The organism is Photobacterium sp. NCIMB 13483, assembly GCF_003025475.1.
Lineage (GTDB): Bacteria > Pseudomonadota > Gammaproteobacteria > Enterobacterales > Vibrionaceae > Photobacterium > Photobacterium piscicola.
The window spans coordinates 263,040-281,988 of record NZ_PYLV01000003.1 but is presented as its reverse complement, the minus strand read 5'-3'; the positions used below and the strand labels follow the sequence as shown (position 1 = coordinate 281,988).

Here is an 18,949-nt window from a genome sequence, read left to right as displayed (position 1 = left end):
CATGCAATGTGAGACCATGCCAATCCGGATGAGGTGTTTTCTCATGCCACAACTGTTGTGTTTTATTAAAGACAGCTTCTACTGGTTCATGCCCTAATTTCTTACGAGCATGAATCACAGCACTTGGGGCAACAAATGGCTTTTTCCCTGGTAATAGGATGTCTAATTGAGACACCACTTTGCTCATCGACAAATGTCGATAAAGTGACATACCAACGACACTCCAAACCATTAACTCCATTGGTAATCTTCGTTTTCGAATGGTTGTAACACCTGTATCTAGAAGGCATTGGTCAATAAGTGTTGGACAAAGTAAGTCTGATAAGCCGTTTAATTTATCAGCTGAGAAGGCATGTATCTGTTCAAGTGCTTGTCTTAAAAACATAAAAAAATCCAAGTGCATTAAATACACTTGGATTTTTACACATCTACAGGATCGTTCAACTGATCATTTTGGGCTTAACTGATCAGCATTACAGCATTGGCTGGGCTTTTTTTATGGCTGTTGCGTGTTGTTATCGGTGAGATGTATTAAGTGTTATACCGATAGACGATCAGTAACGAGATTACATATATCATACTCTCGTGCGCTAACTCTCAAACAGAGAATAAGGAAAGTCGGTCAGTATGGGCAGCTCATTAAAATTGGCATAGGATAGAAATGCAATAGGCTAGATGTGTATTATTTGTTAACTATTGTGATGTTTAAATCTTAATTTTAATACTTAAAGCAACGCTACGTTTTTATGCGTATTTTATTCAATTTATGAGTGTTCAATAAACAGTGAGTTCACATGGTTGTTGAATTTTTCAGCATAAAAACATATACGAAGGATTAATAACACCAGATGACTGTCGAAGTCGAAGTGTAATTGGTATATTGTACTAGATAGTAGAAATTTGGTTTCGAGTTAACGAATAAAAGGTGAGATAACTCACCTCTTAATGTGCAAGTAATACGGGATCCATTTATTTGGCTTCATCGCCTTGGGCGGGAATAATAGCGCTGGCATGGTAACCTTTAGGACCTGTTTGAACTTCATAGTTCACTTGCTGACCGGCTTTAAGTGTGCGGTAACCATCCATCTGAATTGTTGAATAGTGAGCAAAAATATCATCCTCACCTTCTTCTGGGCAGATGAAACCAAATCCTTTAGCGTTATTGAACCATTTCACTGTACCTGTTGCCATGCTATACATCCTTTTTGCATTCAAGTTCCATTTGACATTAGTTGCTTATCGAGTAATGTTTGATTGCATACTAATGCGATTTTGATGCAGATTATATCTACTATATTTTACAATGTAGTAAAATTAACTAGTCAGTCAAGTATTGTTTGTAACATTTTGATAAAATCTTTTGTTAACTTGGCTATAGCCAGCTCACGAATTAATGAACTAAGATAAAACTATGAGTAAGTTATACGAATGGATGAATCCTGAATCTGATGTCTTAGATAAAGAAGAAATCCAAGTTAAGCCGCCATCGATGTATAAAGTAGTGCTAAATAATGATGACTATACGCCGATGGATTTTGTGATTGATGTGTTACAAACATTTTTTTCCATGGATCTGGAGAAAGCTTCTCAGTTGATGCTTGCGGTACATTATGAAGGTAAAGCCATTTGTGGCACTTTCACTGCCGAAGTAGCTGAAACAAAAGTTGCACAAGTAATGATGTACGCGCGGGAAAATGAACACCCGTTGTTGTGTACGATGGAAAAAGCATAATCTTTTTCCGGCACGCCATATTGAGTGGTTTTTAGGGGAGGTGCCTTATGCTAAATAAAGAACTTGAAGCAAGCCTGAACGGTGCATTTGCACGAGCAAGGGAAAAGCGTCATGAATTTATGACGGTAGAACATTTATTGATGGCACTGTTAGACAATGTAGCCACACAAGAGGCGTTATTAGCATGTCGTGCTGATCTTGACCTGTTGCGTAAAGAGTTAGATTCTTTCATTGAACAAACAACACCCTTAATTCCAATGGATGATGAGAGCCGAGAAACCCAACCAACATTGAGTTTTCAACGGGTGTTACAACGTGCCGTGTTCCATGTCCAATCCTCTGGTCGCAGTGAAGTTACTGGTGCGAATGTATTGGTTGCTATTTTTAGTGAGCAAGAATCACACGCAGCATATTTGCTTAAGAAAAGTGATATTAGTCGTCTTGATGTGGTGAACTTTATTTCTCATGGCACTGTGAAAGGCAGTGATAATGATGATGTGAATCCGTCAGAGATTGGCAATAACGAAGAACAACGTACCGAACAAGCAAGCTCAGAAGACAAACTTGAGAATTTTGCTACCAACCTCAATCAACTTGCCAAATCGGGTGGTATTGATCCTCTAATTGGTCGAGATAAAGAACTTGAGCGTACGATTCAAGTGCTGTGCCGCCGTCGAAAAAACAACCCGTTATTAGTGGGTGAAGCAGGTGTGGGTAAAACCGCAATTGCTGAAGGTCTGGCATGGCGTATTGTTGAAGGTCAAGTGCCCGAAATTATTCAAGACTGTATTATTTACTCGCTCGATATTGGTTCTCTTTTAGCGGGCACAAAATACCGTGGTGACTTTGAAAAACGTTTCAAAGGTATTTTGAAGCAGCTTGAAAAAGAAGAACATGCGATTTTATTTATTGATGAAATCCATACCATCATTGGCGCAGGTGCTGCCTCTGGCGGCCAAGTTGATGCTGCTAACTTACTAAAACCATTATTGAGTAGTGGTAAGCTTCGCTGCATGGGGTCAACAACCTATCAAGAATACAGCAATATTTTTGAGAAAGAGCGTGCCTTATCGCGTCGTTTCCAAAAAATTGATGTGGTTGAACCTTCATTGGATGACACCACTAAAATCTTGATGGGGTTGAAATCTAAATATGAAGCGCACCATGAAGTTCGTTTTACCAATAAAGCTATTCGTGCTGCGGTTGAGTTATCAGCCAAATACATTAATGAACGTCACTTACCTGATAAAGCGATTGATGTGATTGATGAAGCGGGTGCGCGTTGTCGTTTAGCCCCAGCAAGCCGTCGTAAAAAAACGGTCAATGTCGGTGATATTGAATCGATGATCGCTCGTATGGCTCGTATTCCTGAAAAATCAATTTCAAGCAGTGATCGTGATGTACTTCAAAGCCTTGATCGCCGATTAAAAATGTTGGTCTTTGGTCAAGATAGTGCGATTGATGTATTAACGGAAGCTATCAAACTTAGCCGTGCAGGACTCAGTGCTGATAATAAGCCTGTTGGTTCATTCTTATTTGCCGGTCCTACTGGTGTCGGTAAAACGGAAGTAACAGTCCAGTTAGCACGTACAATGGGCATTGAGCTGCTACGTTTTGATATGTCTGAGTACATGGAACGTCATACAGTAAGCCGCTTAATTGGTGCACCTCCTGGTTATGTGGGTTATGACCAAGGTGGATTATTAACAGATGCCGTCATTAAAAATCCTCACTCCGTTGTTTTACTTGATGAAATTGAAAAAGCGCATCCTGATGTGTTCAATTTACTGTTACAAATAATGGATAACGGTACGCTTACCGACAATAACGGTCGTAAAGCGGATTTCCGTAATGTTATTTTTGTGATGACAACTAACGCCGGTGTGACGGAAACAGTACGTAAATCGATTGGTCTTATTCAGCAGGATCATAGCCATGATGCGATGGCTGAGATCAAACGCGTATTTACACCAGAATTCCGTAACCGTCTTGATAATATTATTTGGTTTAATCATCTTGAAAAAGACATTATTGGCCAAGTGGTTGATAAGTTTATTGTGGAATTACAAGCACAGCTAGATGCGCGTGGCGTATCAATGGAAGTCTCTGAACGTGCACGTGAGTGGATGTCAGATAAAGGCTATGACAAGGCGATGGGTGCTCGCCCAATGGCGCGTGTGATTCAAGAGAACCTTAAAAAGCCACTTGCGAATGAATTGTTGTTCGGTTCATTGGTTAATGGTGGTTCTGTTCGTGTTGACTACATAAATGGTGAACTTGATTTCCAATTCAGTAGTGAAATGGAAGCTGCCCACTAACAGAATCTTGTTAGGGTATGTTGCATAAACAAAAACGCCGTAGATAGTAACAACTATCTGCGGCGTTTTTATATTATGACTCTTGTTACCATCATTCGCTAAAATAAAACCCAGCAAATAGGCTGGGTTTTATTTGCAGCACTAATCTTTTAGAGAAAGATTAACGTGCGCGGAAGACGATGCGACCTTTAGTTAGATCGTAAGGAGTCAGTTCCACTGTTACTTTGTCACCAGTAAGGATACGGATGTAGTTTTTACGCATCTTACCAGAGATGTGAGCAGTAACAACGTGACCGTTTTCCAGCTCAACACGGAACATAGTATTTGGTAGTGTATCTAGTACAGTACCAGCCATTTCAATTACGTCTTCTTTTGCCATTGAATCCTCTTAGGCTACCAGCCATTCATCTTGATCGGGCTGGATAATGCCTTGAAACTGTTTGAGTGTAAAGTTTAGGACGTAATTTTACCCTCGCTAGCTGTTTTTGTCAGCTTTTGTTCGCGATTAATCCATTTTTTCTCAGCTAATTAACAAAAGCAGATGTAAAACAACGGTTGTTGCGGTTATTTTAACCGCTTTGTTTTTTTTATAATAACGAAGAAATCCATTCACCATTGATTAATTTCTGATGCGGCATGAAGCGAATTTTATAGTTCATCTCACGGCATTGGTCGATTTGATAACCGGGATAGAGCCATTGGCGTTGTGTTTGGTTGCAGACTTCAACTTGTAATAGGACACATAATGTTCCAAGTGAGAGTTTATGTTCAGGTTCAAAAAAACTGTAAACCGCACTGAGTGAATCAGGAAAAACATCCGTAACTGCGATAGCAATTAATTGATTATCTTGATAGAGATGTAAAAATGCCGTGTTCATCCACGAAGCACTAACAAAATCAAAAAATTGCTGTTTATTGGCAGGAAACATTGAGCCACTGGCATGACGAACATTAATATAACGCTCATAAAGCTCAAACCAATTAGGATCGAGTTGTTGTTTAAATTCCCATTGCAGCTTTTTGAGTTGGTTTTGCTGCCGTTTCTGGCTTTTTGATGGTGTAAATTCAGTGCAATTAATCCGCAACGGAGTACAAGCATTACAGTTTTTACACATTGGCTTATAAATAACACTACCGCTGCGACGATAACCAGAACTAATTAATAGATCATAACCATTAGGGTTTAACCACGGTTGATCCATTACAATACCAAGCTGATCACGTTGTTGTGGTAGGTAATTACAATCACTTTCAGGTGTTAAACCTAGTTGTAAGGATAATTCTTTCATCATTAATTCATTTATAACACTAAAGTTTGAGGGTGATAACAGGCCGTAGGTAATGCACTATCTCGTTGTTGATGTAATTGCGTTAGAAAAGCAGGGCGGTTTAATTCACAGGCACCTAAAGAGGCTAGATGGGGATTCATCATTTGGCAATCAATGAGAGTACCACCGTGGCTTGAAAAATGGTGACAGAAATACCATAACGCAATTTTTGAGGCATTATCAGCAAGGGAAAACATCGATTCTCCACAAAAAACACTTCCCACGGAAACCCCGTAAAAGCCACCGACTAATTGCTGATCTTGCCATACTTCTACCGAGTGACAGTCACCCTCATCATGTAATTTCTGATAAGCCGCGATCATTGCTTCAGTGATCCATGTGTGTTCAGGACCACGAGACTCTGCACAGTGGCGGATCACCGCATGGCAGGCATGATTTAAGGTGATGGTATAAGGGGCTTTTCGCATAAATTTGCGTACGCTTTTACTGGGTGTAAATTGTTGTGGAATAAAGATCCCACGAGGGGTTGGGCTCCACCATAAAATAGGTTCGCCTTGTGAATACCACGGAAAAATGCCGTGACGGTAAGCTTGACGTAAACGTTGTGGGCTAAGATCACCACCAAAAGCCAGTAGCCCATTAGGATCAGCAAGGGCTGTTGTTGGATCTGGAAATAGTAATGATGAAGGATCAATTTCAGGTATATAAATCGTCATTTATTATCAACAACATGCAAGTCAAAGGCTACTAATGGCAATATAACATTTAACGACGGATAAAAAAAACGCCAATAATCAGCGGGGATTATTGGCGTTAACTGCGTTTTAGAGGGTTAATGCTTGATTAAATTCGGTGACATAATTCAGCATAACGACCATTTTGAGCCAGCAATTGTTGATGCTGACCGCGTTCAATGATCTCACCTTCATCCATTAAGCAAATTTGATCCATGCTATCGAGCCCAACTAAACGGTGAGTAATAAATAACACTGTTTTGTCTTTGGCAAATTCAAGCAATAAACTTAATATTTGCTGCTCAGTTCGACGATCAAGCCCTTCGGTCGGTTCATCTAATAACAGAATTGGAGCATCATGAAGTAATGCGCGGGCAATACCGATTCGACGACGTTCACCACCGGAAATATGACGACCACCGTCACCAAGCCATGTATCTAAACCATTGTCATCAAGCAGACTGCTTAAACCGACTTTATTGAGTACATCCACAAATTGTTGCTCAGTCGCATTTGGTTTAGCTAAGACAAGGTTTTCACGTAGTGAGCCATTAAATATATCGACGCGTTGGCTAACAACCGTAATGGCATTACGTAATGCAGGTTCACTCCATGTTGGCAGTGGTACACCATCAATGGCAATCGATCCTTGTTGTGGATCCCAGCTGCGGGTGAGTAATTGTAATAAAGTTGATTTACCACAACCTGTACGGCCAAGTAAGGCTAATTTTTCACCTTGCTTAATATTCAGTGATAAGTGTTTAACAACGGGTTTATCACTGCCGTAATAGGTGTAGCTGATGTCATTAAAACAAATATCACCATGGGCTACTGCGTTATAACCTTGAGGATCAAACACAGTATCAGGCGTTGCTTCAATAATTTCATTAAGACGCTTTGCCGATGATAATGTTTGGCCTAAATACTGAAATGCACCCGCTACTGGCATCATCATTTCAAAACTTGCCATGGTAGTAAAAGCCACCATTGCGACAAAAGGATCGGGTGCATGACCTGCAATACCGTTGGCTGCAATCCACAGGATAATCACTAACGTCCAGCCTGTAGCCGCCATTAATAAGCCATTAGCAATGCCGGTTAACCCTGCCATTTTTCGCTGAGCATCAAGTAATTTATCTTGTTCTGCTTCTGCTTGTTGACGGTAACGTTCTTCTGCATTAAACAGCAATAATTCAGCGTGACCTTGAATCCAATCTAATAACGTAATGCGATAGTTTGCTTTAGCGTGAGTTAATGTTTCACCATTGCGCTTACCTAAACGATAAAAAACAATCGGTAAAATAATCATTAATGCTAATAAGATGCCACCAAGGGTAAAACCAATTGTGGGATCAAACCAAGCTAAAAAGCCCGTCACAATAACAATGCCTAGCACACCGATAATCAGTGGGCTAACTAAACGCAGATAGACGTGATCCATTGCATCAACATCTGCCACTAAGCGATTAAGTAAGTCGGCATCACGTAAATTTGCATGACGACCTGGAATCAATGGTGTCAGTTTTCGAAAAAAGAATAACCGTAAATCAGCGAGTAGTTTAAAGGTCGCGTTATGACTAACAACCCGTTCTGCCCACCGTCCTGCTGTACGTGCCATAGAAAAGCCACGTACACCAGCACCAGGTACCATGTAATTAAACGTTTGACTACTAATTAAGGTTAGACCTGCCACGGCAGAAGCGGCAATGAACCAACCGGATAACGTTAATAGGCTAATGGCTGATAATAGTGTCAATAATCCTAAAATCATGCCTAAGGTTAAACCAAACCAGTGTTTACGGTAGAGTTTAAGGTAAGGGATTAAATCACGCATCGAGATCCCTCTTATCTGTAGATGTAAGCATGTCAGCTAATAAACCTTGATGACTAATGGTATCAAAAGCCCCGTTTTGAACTAATTTACCGTTATCCATAACCAGAATGCGGTCCATAGCATGCAGTTGATCTAGACGGTGACTCACCATCAGTGTGGTGCGATCAGTAACTGCCATAGCTAAACTTTCTAGCACTAAGCGCTCACTGTTAGCATCAAGGCTTGCCGTGGGTTCATCAAGTAGCCAAAAAGCGCCGTTTTGTAACATTGCACGCGCTACGGCAATACGTTGTGCTTGGCCGACAGACAAACCACCTGAGCGATCACCTACATGGTGTTCATAGCCTTTTTCAAGACGTTGAATAAATTCATCAGCATAGGCTTGGCGAGTGACTTGTTCGATATCGTTATTCGTGGCACTTGGATTACCGAGCGTAATGTTATCGCGTACAGAACCATGGACTAATAATGGATTCTGACCGACCCAACTGATCGCTTGACGCCATTGATCATGCCTAAGTTGATTCAGTTCAACATCGTTTATTTTGATACTGCCACGGTAAGGTAAAAAGCCGAGTAGGGCATTGAGTAAACTGGTTTTACCCGCGCCACTTGGACCAATTAATGCCACATGTTCTTTGGTATTAATGGTAAAGCTTAGAGGACCTGCCAGTATTTTACCTTCAGGGCTTAGCACTTCAAGATCGGTTACTGTTATATGAATAGCATCTGGGGTGGGTAATGGTGTGTCACCGTTACTCATTTCATCTGCTTCAATGTTTAAAAATTCAACAATTGATTCAGCAGCACCGATGGCTTGCGCTTTAGCATGGTAGAAGGTACCAAGATCTCGCAGTGGTTGATAAAACTCAGGTGCGAGCACTAATACAAATAAACCTGTAAATAGCGAAAGAGGTACACCATAGTTACCAAAGTTCAGTTCGCCGATGAAAGCAAAACCAAAATACACTGCAACAATAGCAACAGAAATTGCTGAGAAGAATTCTAATACAGCTGATGATAAAAAGGCTAATCGCAGCACTTCCATGGTGCGTTTACGTAGGACGTGTGAAGCGGCATCTAAATTTTCAGCTTCAGCATCAACGCGATTAAATAATCGTAGGGTTGATAAACCTTGTAAACGGTCATAGAAGTGACCAGATAAACGTTGTAACGCTTTAAAGTTACGACGGTTAGCATCTGCTGCACCTAAACCGACTAATGCCATAAAAAATGGAACTAACGGTGCAGTAATAAGGAAGATTAAGCCTGCAGCCCAGTTAAGCGGGAATACCACGACTAAAATCACCACCGGAATTAATACCGCCAGTGACATTTGTGGTAAGTAGCGCGCAAAGAAATCTTGCATTTCTTCGACTTGCTCAAGCACTAAACTTGCCCATACGCCAGCCGGTTTACCCTTGATATAAGCAGGACCGAGATTTTGTAAGCGGTTGAGAATTAATTGGCGAATATGGAGTCGAATTTGTTCACCGCAACGGTAACCACAAACCTCTCGTCCCCAGCTACATAATGCACGTAAACCAACGATAACAATAAGACCAACAAACTGATTAATAAGTTGGTATTTATCGGTATGCTCCATGATCAATTGATGCAAAATATTGGCTAATAAAGCTGCTTGCCCGACAAGCAATAATCCCGAAATAAACCCTAAGCCAATACTGAACATCATCCAACGTTTGGCGAGTTTACTTTGGGATTTTAACCATTTGGTCAAATCGCGTTGTAATTGTTTATCCATATAAATAAGGTTTCATTACGGTATTTATGGTAAGTCGCTCTTACAACAACACAAATTGAAATTTATGCTGCTGTAAGGAAAAAAGCTGCTGTATAAACAGAGGCTTGATGTTACTTATTTTGATCTGCGAGAGCGTCTAAATAACGCTCAGCATCCAATGCGGCCATACAGCCTGTTCCAGCAGACGTGATAGCTTGGCGGTAGCTATGATCCATTACGTCACCCGCTGCAAAAATACCCTCAACACTGGTTTGAGTAGCATTACCGTGGATACCAGATTGGACTTTAATATAGCCATTTTCCATATCTAATTGACCATTGAAAATAGCGGTATTTGGCTGGTGGCCAATAGCAATAAACACACCCATTACATCAAGTTCTTCAGTTGCATCTGATTGGGTATCTTTAAGACGTAAACCTGTTACACCCATGTCATCCCCTAAGACTTCATCAAGGGTACGATCAGTGTGCAAAATGATATTGCCATTGGCGACTTTTTCCATCAGACGATTGATTAGAATTTTCTCAGAACGGAAGCTATCGCGACGGTGAACAAGGTGTACTTCTGCGGCAATATTTGACAGATATAACGCTTCTTCAACAGCGGTGTTACCACCACCGATAACGGCAACTTTTTGGTTACGGTAAAAGAAACCATCACAAGTCGCACAAGCAGATACGCCACGGCCTTTAAATGCTTCTTCTGAGTCTAAACCAATGTATTTTGCAGAAGCACCGGTTGAGATAATAAGCGCATCACAGGTGTATTCACTGTTTTCGCCTTTTAAGCGGAAAGGGCGCTGGCTGAAATCAGTTTCACTAATAAAGTCAGTGATAATTTCAGTTTCAAATTTCTCTGCATGGGCTTTCATGCGGTCCATAAGTGCTGGGCCTGTTAGCTCATCAGCATCGCCAGGCCAGTTTTCAATTTCAGTAGTAGTCGTAAGTTGACCACCTTGCTGCATACCTGTGATCATTACTGGTGAGAGGTTTGCACGTGCAGCATAGACAGCAGCAGTATAACCCGCTGGTCCAGAACCAAGGATGAGTAGTTCACAATGTTTTACGTTACTCATTTTTTCTCCAGGCTGAATAATATTATTATTATGGAAGACTGATTGTAGGTAAATTGCAGTCGTAAAGGAAGAGGATGTAAGACAATCAATTATTTGCTTGCCCTATTGAATTCGGGCGACAAACGTTTAATAGCGTCTCAACTTTAATAAAAAAAAGAAGCTAGATTGACGACAAAAATACCGTAGTAATAGGCTTTTTTGAAGAGTTAAATGTGAAAAGTCAGATCGTGTTTTTTTGATCTAGCACAAATTTCATTAAAAAAAATACATGATATTCGTTATTTTAATTTTTTGAATAATGATTGTATAACTATTGCTGTAATAGACAGATAGATGATTAAAACTCACAGTTGTTAAATTATGTTAATGTATTTGTGTTGATATGATTAATTTACTTTGATAATCCGTTTTGTTTTGGTACAACATAGTTAAATATTTGTTTTTGATGAGCAGCTGCTAGTAAAATCCTTCAGTATTTGAGGATGGTTATAGTCATAGGTAGAAATAAAATCCAACAATATCGTAACTAAATAGCATGATCGTCTGATATTTATCACGGATTGTTTGACTATTAGAGTATTTGATTCTAAAAATAGATAAGATGTAGTATATTTTTTTGCAAGGAAGTGAGAAGGTGGAATAAAAAATGGTAGATACCAAAAAGAAACCATCCAAGGAATTGGATCGCATAGACCGTAATATTTTGAATGAACTTCAAAAAGACGGTCGAATTTCAAACGTCGAGCTTTCTAAGCGTGTTGGCTTATCACCGACACCTTGTTTAGAGCGTGTACGTCGATTAGAGCGCCAAGGCTATATCAGCGGTTATACTGCACTATTAAACCCACAGTTTCTTGATGCATCACTACTTGTGTTTGTTGAGATCACTCTCAACCGTGGTGCGCCAGATGTTTTTGAGCAGTTTAATAAGTCGGTACAAGAGCTAGAAGATATTCAGGAATGTCATTTAGTTTCTGGTGATTTTGACTATTTGTTGAAAACACGTGTATCAGATATGTCGGCTTACCGTAAATTGCTTGGTGAAACTTTGCTACGTCTTCCTGGTGTTAACGATACTCGTACCTATGTTGTTATGGAAGAAGTTAAGCAAAGCAACAACTTGGTTATTAAAACACGCTAGATATTCGTGCTTTAAGCAATCGAAGATTGAGATATATATACACCCTGAATAACGTGATTGTTATTCAGGGTGTATTTGTTTATACGCTATAAAAATAATAATTGGTGATTAATCATCCAAACGGATCTACAAATTGACATAATGATGAATTTATTTGACGGCAGACCGTCTAAAATAAGTAACGACTAGCCGTTTGAGATAATTAGCTTTTATTGCTTACTATTTGAAAATAATTTTATTTTAAAGGGCAACGAACACAGACAATGTGGTCTTTTAGTATAGAATGATGGCATTAAAACATTTACTTTATATTTGTGAGTTTGCCAACAACGTGGCTGGGTATTGGATGTAGTGTTGTTATTAGCAGCAAAGGCGCCACTTTAGTCGCTGAAAATATCAGCTTGTTGGCAAAACATTTGAATTTGATAGAAACACCGGAGTTATTCTTGAGGAAGTTTAAAGGTAAAAAACTGCCCAAAATGCGTTTATCGGGTGGGCAACGCATTATTGAAGGTTTTTTGATCATCAGTATTTTAGTCGCCATTTATATGATGGTAGCGCTAGTCACATTTAATCCGGCAGACCCATCTTGGTCGCAGACTGCTTGGGAAGGTGTTGTTCAGAATAAAGCAGGCTCATTTGGCGCGTTAGTCGCAGATACTCTGTTCTTTATTTTTGGATCACTGGCTTACGTTATTCCGATTATTTTAGTGTCATTAGGCTGGTTTGTTTTTCAGCGTCGAACCAAAATGCTGTCATTGGATTATATGGTTTACGGCACTCGTTGGTTGGGATTGATTTTATTAATCTTAAGCAGTTGTGGTTTAGCCGATCTTAACTTTGATGATATTTGGTATTTCTCATCAGGCGGTGTTATTGGTGATGTTGTTGCCAACGTATCGTTACCATTACTCAATGTACTAGGTGCAACCTTACTCCTCATGTTTGCATGGGCGATTGGCTTTACGCTCTTTACGGGTGTTTCGTGGACAACCATTGTTGATCAATTGGGTGAAAAAACACTATCAAGCTTAACATGGATATTGAATAAGTTACGTTCAGATAAACATGAAATGATGCGTCCGTTTGCCACTGAAATTGCAGCCGAAGCAGATATGCCTTATGCCAAGCATCTGCATGATGTTAATGACGAGCATGATGATCCACTATTGTCGTCTTATGCGAATTCAGCTCATGAAGAAGCGTCTGCTGGTCACTCTTTTGAGCGTAAAGTCCCGGTTTATAACGCAGCACAGCAAACACCGATTATTCATTCAACCGCTGCTGTTGCCGCTGATCCATTAATGGATATCGCAGCACCACAAGTTGAACCTCAAGCTTATGTTGCGCCAGTAGAAGAGGCAGCACCATATGTTGAACCTCAAGCTTATGTTGCGCCAGTAGAAGAGGCAGCACCGTATGTTGAACCTCATGCCTATGTTGCGCCAGTAGAAGAGGCTGCACCATATGTTGAACCTCAAGCTTATGTTGCGCCAGTAGAACAGGCAGCACCATATGTTGAACCTCAAGCTTACGTTGCGCCAGTAGAACAGGCAGCACCACAAGTTGAACCTCAAGCTTATGTTGCGCCAGTAGAAGAGGTAGCACCGTATGTTGAACCTCAAGCCTATGTTGCACCAGTAGAACAAGTAGCACCGATACAAGGTTTATCTGTTTCAGCACTTGAGCGCGAGCTTGAAAAAGATGAAGATTTTACGGTTGCGGTTGATGAGCAAATGCAACATGTGATTAATACTGTTGTTAGTGAGCAACCTACTGCATCACAAGTCTATGCTGAACCTGTTGCGGCGTCTTTTGCACCGACAGCGGCTGTTGATACTTCAGAAGAAGGATTAACAGACGAGGAAATTTTCCTAAAACGTATTCGTGATAAACAAAAAGAACAAGCACACCTTGCAGGATTAGATAATCCATTCTTAATGCAAAGGGAGCCTGATCTTCCGGTTCCAACATCACCAATGCCAACATTAGATTTGCTACAGCCTGCACGTAAAACGGTTGAGAAAGCGTCTGATGAAGAATTACAAGCGATTGCAGCTCTGATTGAATCAAAACTTGCTGATTATAAAATCAAAGTGCAAGTTAAAGGTATTTATCCCGGGCCTGTTATTACACGTTACGAACTTGACCTTGCCCCTGGCGTAAAAGTGAGTCGTATTTCTGGGCTATCAAAAGACTTAGCGCGTGCATTATCAACCACATCAGTACGTGTGGTTGAAGTGATTCCGGGTAAACCTTACATTGGTTTAGAGCTACCGAATAAGAGCCGTGAAACGGTTTATATGTCGGAAGTGATTGCCAGTGAGCAATTCCAAAATGTTGGTGGCGCATTACCTATCGTACTTGGTAATGATATTGCGGGTGAAGCCGTTGTGGCTGATTTAAGCAAGATGCCCCACTTATTGGTTGCCGGTACCACAGGTTCTGGTAAATCAGTGGGTGTAAACGTGATGATTTTGAGTTTACTTTATAAATGTAAGCCAGAAGATTGTCGCTTTATTATGATTGACCCGAAAATGTTGGAATTATCGATTTATGAAGGTATTCCACATCTATTAACGGAAGTGGTTACGGACATGAAAGATGCCGGTAATGCACTACGTTGGTGTGTCGGTGAAATGGAACGCCGTTATAAAGTATTAGCCGCTTGTGGTGTACGTAGCCTTGCAGGTTATAACGCTAAACTAAAAGAAGCAGCAGAAGCGGGCCACCCAATCCACGATCCATTGTGGAAACCGGGTGATACCATGGATGAATACCCACCATTATTGGAGAAAATGCCAAGTATTGTGGTCATCGTCGATGAATTTGCTGACTTGATGATGGTTGTTGGTAAGAAAGTTGAAGAATTGATTGCACGTTTAGCACAAAAAGCACGTGCAGCTGGCATTCACTTAGTATTAGCTACCCAGCGTCCATCAGTTGATGTTATCACTGGTTTGATTAAAGCCAATATTCCAACGCGAATGGCATTTACGGTTTCAACCAAAACTGACTCACGCACTATTCTTGATCAAGGTGGTGCCGAAACATTGTTAGGTATGGGTGATATGCTGTACTTACCATCAGGCCAAAGTCATACCATTCGTGTTCATGGTGCGTTTGCTTCTGATGAAGATGTGCACAATGTGGTTAATGATTGGAAAGCGCGTAGTAAGCCCCAATATATAGATAGTATTCTAAATTCAGATCAAGGTGCCGATAGCTTACTACCAGGTGAAGCACCATCGGGTGATGATGATTTAGATCAGCTATTTGATGAAGTGGCTGCTTTTGTAGCAGAAACGCGTCGAGCATCTATTTCAGGTGTACAGCGTCGATTTAAAATCGGTTATAACCGTGCTGCACGTATTGTTGATCAATTACAAGCACATGGCATCGTGAGTGCTCCGGGGCATAATGCTAACCGTGAAGTATTAGCGCCGCCACCCGTACAGCATCACGATTAATATCTAGCGATAAATAGCCACGTATGCTGTAAGCACTAAAGTGTAAATAAAACCGCTGTGATAGAGATTATCACAGCGGTTTAATACTAAAGAGGTTAGCGAATATGATGAAGAAACTCGTAATGAGCATGTTAGTTGCCGCACCAATGTTGGTTGCGTCAAATGCATGGGCTGCAACACCGCAACAAGCACTAAGTAGCCGTCTTGATAAAGTGAATGCATTTAGCGCTAACTTTACTCAAAAAGTCACCAGCCCTGATGGTGAAGTTTTAGTAAATGGTACTGGCGATTTATCGATTAAACGCCCTAATTTATTTCGTTGGAAAACCGTGACACCTGATGAAAGTTTATTGGTTTCTGATGGTAAAACCGTATGGTATTACAGCCCGTTTGTTGAGCAAGTAACAGCAATGTGGCTTAAAGATGCGACAGAGCAAACGCCGTTTGTATTATTAACCCGTAATAGTGCAAGTGATTGGTCGAAGTATAATGTCGCTCAGTTAGTGGATACCTTTACCTTAACTCCAAAAGATAAAACATCATCAATGGATAAATTCGTGGTCACGGTATCAAAAGCAGGTGATGTACGTAATTTCTCAGTCATTGAAACTGATGGGCAACGTAGTCAGTATGTCTTGAGCGATTTTAAACGCACAACACCTGCAGCCAGTTTATTTACCTTTACACCGCCAAAAGGTGTGGAGTTAGATGACCAACGTAACTAATTGTTATTCTAATTAATTATTATGAGAAGGTGGCGAATGAGCCACCTTTTTCTGTCTTAGGGGAGTCATTATATTGAATAATTTCAGCCTAGATTTTTCCTCAGATTTTAGACCTTTGGCAGCAAGAATGCGGCCACGAACGGTAGAGGAATACATTGGTCAACAACATATTCTTGGTGAAGGAAAACCACTGCGTCGAGCATTAAAAGCGGGTCAATTGCACTCGATGATTTTGTGGGGACCACCAGGAACAGGTAAAACAACCTTAGCCGAAGTGGCTGCCAATTATGCCAATGCTGAAGTTGAACGCGTTTCTGCAGTTACCTCAGGCATTAAAGATATTCGCGCAGCAATAGATAAAGCGCGTGATAATAAAATGGCAGGCAGACGTACTATTTTATTTGTTGATGAAGTACATCGGTTCAATAAAAGCCAGCAAGATGCATTTTTGCCACATATCGAAGATGGCACCGTGACCTTTATTGGCGCGACCACTGAAAATCCTTCGTTTGAGCTTAATAACGCTCTGTTATCCCGTGCGCGGGTGTATAAATTAAAATCCCTTGAAGATGATGAAATTCTTGAAGTGATTGAACAAGCGTTAACAGATAAAGAACGTGGTATTAGCGAAACCAATTTTGAGTTTGTAGGTGAAGTAAAACAGCAATTGGCTGAATTTGTACGTGGTGATGCACGAATGTCACTTAATTATCTTGAACAGTTAATAGATATGGCTGAAGAAGATAAGCAGGGCATCAAACAAATCACGGTAGAGTTATTAGCTGAAGTAACCGGTGAAAAAGTCGCTCGGTTTGATAACAAAGGCGATCTTTGGTATGACATGATTTCTGCGGTACATAAATCTATTCGTGGTTCTAATGCCGATGGTGCGCTGTATTGGTTTGCGAGAATGCTGCAAGCAGGGTGTGATCCACTGTATGTTGCGCGTCGATTATTAGCCATTGCATCAGAAGATATTGGTAATGCTGATCCTCGTGCGATGCAAGTCGCTGTGTCGGCATGGGATTGTTATACCCGCGTTGGCGCTTATGAAGGTGAACGAGCGATAGCCCAAGCCATTGTCTATTTAGCCTGTGCTGCTAAAAGTAATGCGGTGTATGTTGCGTTCAACCTTGCTAAAGCCGATGCGCGTGAATTTCCTGATTTTGAAGTGCCGCCACATTTACGTAATGCACCAACCAAACTGATGAAAGAATTGGGCTATGGTGAAGGTTATCGTTATGCTCATGATGAACCAGGTGCTTATGCTCCTGGTGAAGTGTATTTACCGCGCGAAATTCGTGATCGAGTTTATTATCAGCCTTCAAAACGGGGCTTAGAGATAAAAATATCAGAAAAGTTGGATTATCTTGCTTCTTTAGATGCAAAAAGCCCGCTAAAGCGCTACCAATAATAAGGCTTTTTGGGTATCGTTAAGTGATTGGCAACAATTTGTTATGGTTGCCTCCCAACTACAACTATTTTAATAAGAAATGCCTAAATAACGCGCATTTCAGACTATTAAGAGCACAGGATTAGCATGCTAGATTCTAAATTACTTCGAACTGAGCTGGATGAAACAGCTGCAAAACTCGCGCGTCGTGGTTTTAACCTTGATGTAGAAACTTTACGCAACTTAGAAGAGCAACGTAAGTCTCTTCAAGTAAAAACAGAAGAGCTTCAAGCACAGCGTAACTCGCGATCGAAGTCGATTGGTCAGGCAAAAGCAAAAGGTGATCACGCTGAAGCTGAGCGTATTATGGCGGAAGTCGGCAACCTAGGTTCTGAGCTTGATGAAGCAAAAACAGCATTAGCTGAGCTTCAAACTCAACTTGATACTATCACTCAAATGCTACCAAACATCGCTGATGAGTCAGTACCAACAGGTAAAGATGAGTCAGAAAACGTTGAAGTTTCACGTTGGGGTCAGCCAAAAGCGTATGACTTCGAAGTGAAAGATCATGTTGATCTTGGTGAAATGGCTGGTGGTCTAGATTTCGCAAGTGCTGTAAAAATTACTGGCGCACGTTTCATCGTAATGAAAGGTCAATTTGCTCGTCTACACCGCGCAATTGCACAGTTCATGCTAGATCTTCACACTGAAGAGCATGGTTACACAGAAATGTACGTACCGTACCTAGTGAACGCTGACAGCCTATTTGGTACAGGTCAATTACCTAAATTTGGTGAAGATCTATTCCACACTCAACCGCTAACTGAAAAAGTGAATGATGAAGAGCCTCGCGTGCTTTCATTAATTCCAACAGCAGAAGTGCCTGTAACAAACATGATGCGTGACACCATTACTGATGAAGCAGATTTGCCAATCAAGATGACTGCACACACGCCATGTTTCCGTTCAGAAGCCGGTTCTTACGGTCGTGATACTCGTGGTCTTATCCGTATGCACCAGTTCGACAAAGTTGAGCTAGTTCAGATCACTCGCCCTGAAGATTCAATGGCAGCACTTGAAGAACTAACAGGTCATGCTGAGAAAGTGCTACAACTTCTAGAGCTACCTTACCGTAAAGTGGTACTTTGTACTGGCGATATGGGCTTTGGTTCTTGCAAAACTTACGACTTAGAAGTGTGGGTTCCTGCTCAAGAAACTTACCGTGAGATTTCTTCATGTTCAAACATGTGGGATTTCCAAGCACGTCGTATGCAAGCGCGTTTCCGTCGTAAAGGCGAGAAGAAGCCTGAGTTACTACACACACTAAACGGTTCTGGTCTTGCTGTTGGTCGTACTATGGTTGCTATTCTTGAAAATAACCAAGAAGCAGATGGCCGTATTATGATCCCTGAAGTACTACGTAAGTACATGCGTAACGCAACGCACATCGGTTAATCACTGATACTGCACTA

15 protein-coding genes are annotated in these 18,949 nt (G+C 40.9%); 7 read left to right on the top strand and 8 right to left on the bottom strand.

Annotated features, from left to right (window positions below; translation table 11 throughout):
• Positions 1-385: transposase domain-containing protein (locus C9I86_RS04810; RefSeq protein ID WP_199190741.1), on the bottom strand; the 385-nt coding region annotated here is incomplete at its 3' end.
• A gap of 584 nt (positions 386-969) precedes the next feature.
• Positions 970-1,191 carry a cold shock domain-containing protein CspD gene (cspD, locus tag C9I86_RS04805; protein WP_080157901.1) on the bottom strand — a complete coding sequence of 74 codons (222 nt, stop codon included), beginning with the start codon at positions 1,189-1,191 and terminating at the stop codon, positions 970-972.
• 220 nt (positions 1,192-1,411) lie between these two features.
• Between cspD and clpS the strand changes: the two genes are divergently transcribed.
• Both clpS and clpA read left to right on the top strand, forming a co-directional pair.
• Complete coding sequence (clpS, locus tag C9I86_RS04800) at positions 1,412-1,732, top strand: ATP-dependent Clp protease adapter ClpS (protein WP_080157900.1); 321 nt, start codon at positions 1,412-1,414, stop codon at positions 1,730-1,732.
• 47 nt (positions 1,733-1,779) lie between these two features.
• Complete coding sequence (gene clpA / locus C9I86_RS04795; RefSeq protein ID WP_107275775.1) at positions 1,780-4,050, top strand: ATP-dependent Clp protease ATP-binding subunit ClpA; 2,271 nt, start codon at positions 1,780-1,782, stop codon at positions 4,048-4,050.
• Positions 4,051-4,210: 160 nt separating this feature from the next.
• Here the strand turns inward: clpA and infA are convergent, their stop codons facing one another.
• The 6 genes from infA to trxB all read right to left on the bottom strand — a co-directional run bounded on the left by infA (position 4,211) and on the right by trxB (position 10,748).
• The gene (gene infA / locus C9I86_RS04790) at positions 4,211-4,429 is read right to left on the bottom strand and encodes a translation initiation factor IF-1 (protein ID WP_005368778.1); all 219 of its coding nucleotides are present in this window, start codon (positions 4,427-4,429) and stop codon (positions 4,211-4,213) included.
• A 208-nt stretch (positions 4,430-4,637) separates the two neighbouring features.
• A complete protein-coding gene (locus C9I86_RS04785) occupies positions 4,638-5,339 on the bottom strand; it encodes an arginyltransferase (protein WP_080157898.1) in 702 nt (233 codons plus the stop codon).
• Positions 5,340-5,350: 11 nt separating this feature from the next.
• On the bottom strand, positions 5,351-6,055 hold the full coding sequence (gene aat, locus C9I86_RS04780; protein WP_080157897.1) for a leucyl/phenylalanyl-tRNA--protein transferase: 705 nt from the start codon (positions 6,053-6,055) through the stop codon (positions 5,351-5,353).
• 127 nt (positions 6,056-6,182) lie between these two features.
• Complete coding sequence (cydC, locus tag C9I86_RS04775; protein WP_080157896.1) at positions 6,183-7,907, bottom strand: cysteine/glutathione ABC transporter ATP-binding protein/permease CydC; 1,725 nt, start codon at positions 7,905-7,907, stop codon at positions 6,183-6,185.
• Positions 7,900-9,672 carry a cysteine/glutathione ABC transporter permease/ATP-binding protein CydD gene (gene cydD, locus C9I86_RS04770; protein ID WP_107275774.1) on the bottom strand — a complete coding sequence of 591 codons (1,773 nt, stop codon included), beginning with the start codon at positions 9,670-9,672 and terminating at the stop codon, positions 7,900-7,902. The genes cydC and cydD overlap by 8 nt, the downstream gene beginning before the upstream one ends.
• 110 nt (positions 9,673-9,782) lie before the next feature.
• A complete protein-coding gene (gene trxB, locus C9I86_RS04765) occupies positions 9,783-10,748 on the bottom strand; it encodes a thioredoxin-disulfide reductase (protein ID WP_107275773.1) in 966 nt (321 codons plus the stop codon).
• A gap of 646 nt (positions 10,749-11,394) precedes the next feature.
• Here trxB and lrp point away from each other — a divergent pair.
• The 5 genes from lrp to serS all read left to right on the top strand — a co-directional run bounded on the left by lrp (position 11,395) and on the right by serS (position 18,932).
• Positions 11,395-11,889 carry a leucine-responsive transcriptional regulator Lrp gene (gene lrp / locus C9I86_RS04760; protein WP_005368765.1) on the top strand — a complete coding sequence of 165 codons (495 nt, stop codon included), beginning with the start codon at positions 11,395-11,397 and terminating at the stop codon, positions 11,887-11,889.
• Between the two features lie 479 nt (positions 11,890-12,368).
• Complete coding sequence (locus C9I86_RS04755; RefSeq protein ID WP_107275787.1) at positions 12,369-15,359, top strand: DNA translocase FtsK 4TM domain-containing protein; 2,991 nt, start codon at positions 12,369-12,371, stop codon at positions 15,357-15,359.
• 104 nt (positions 15,360-15,463) lie between these two features.
• Complete coding sequence (gene lolA / locus C9I86_RS04750; protein ID WP_107275772.1) at positions 15,464-16,084, top strand: outer membrane lipoprotein chaperone LolA; 621 nt, start codon at positions 15,464-15,466, stop codon at positions 16,082-16,084.
• Positions 16,085-16,151: 67 nt separating this feature from the next.
• A complete protein-coding gene (locus C9I86_RS04745; RefSeq protein WP_304589990.1) occupies positions 16,152-17,498 on the top strand; it encodes a replication-associated recombination protein A in 1,347 nt (448 codons plus the stop codon).
• A 126-nt stretch (positions 17,499-17,624) separates the two neighbouring features.
• On the top strand, positions 17,625-18,932 hold the full coding sequence (gene serS / locus C9I86_RS04740; protein ID WP_080157891.1) for a serine--tRNA ligase: 1,308 nt from the start codon (positions 17,625-17,627) through the stop codon (positions 18,930-18,932).
• Positions 18,933-18,949 lie beyond the last annotated feature (17 nt).